We start from the raw sequence: 854 nt of genomic DNA on the forward strand, positions 1-854 counted from the left end.
TGGAAGAACTTTCACACCTTCCAAATCATGGAGACATTCAGATGGCCACCAAAACTAAGTCTACTCGAAACGGCAAGAAAAGGTCACCAAGACGCCGCTACATCGGCAAGCCTACCGGCGTGATTCAACAGCGGGTTCAGGAGGTGACGCCCCAGCGGTTTGGCATCGTCTCGGTCGATTGCGCTAAACGCCGTTCCAAATGGTTGCTTTGCGATTATTTTGGTCGTGTCATCATCGAGCCGACGACAGTCGAGCACAATGCAGGTTGCCTCACTGCAATGACACAGCAAGTTCGGATTGAGTGCGAAGCAGAAGGCATCGTCGATTGTATCGCTGCGGTCGAAATGACGGGTATCTACCACAAGCTGATTGTCGCGGCGTTTCAAAAAGCTGGCATTGAAACTCGCATCGTGCATCCTTTTGCATCGACGCACTATCGCAAACTACTGCATCCTGATAACAAGTCCGACGACAATGATCTTGAGGCGATCTTCCATGCTGCGGTCAATGGCTACGGTCTCTCTATCTTGCCGGTCGGCGAAACCCACCTTGCTCTACAACGACTCTCGCGTCACCGTCGCAACTTGGTGAAACAACGTTCCCGAATCCAGGTCCAAGTGCGTGCGATGATGCATCAAGCGATGCCAGGCTATGCTGACTTATGGGAGGACGACAAGTTGTTCAATCGATCGATCGCGATGCCGATTGCAAAGCAGTTCTCTTCTGCCGATGCGATCAAGATGGCAAAGCCGAAAGGGATGTCAGTTTTTTTACGCAAGCAGAAGGTGCGTTTTCAAGAATGTACTCTCGATAAAATCTACGCCTGGAGCCTGCAAGCGGCTGATCCTGCATTG

The 854-nt window shown here is 51.4% G+C and carries 1 protein-coding gene; it reads left to right on the forward strand.

Annotation, left to right across the window (positions count from 1 at the left end; translation table 11 throughout):
- Positions 1–41: 41 nt before the first annotated feature.
- Positions 42–854: IS110 family transposase (locus tag ABD971_RS35920; RefSeq protein ID WP_345328548.1), on the forward strand; the 813-nt coding region annotated here is incomplete at its 3' end.

Source organism: Novipirellula rosea, from assembly GCF_039541335.1.
In the GTDB taxonomy this organism is placed as follows: Bacteria; Planctomycetota; Planctomycetia; order Pirellulales; family Pirellulaceae; genus Novipirellula; species Novipirellula rosea.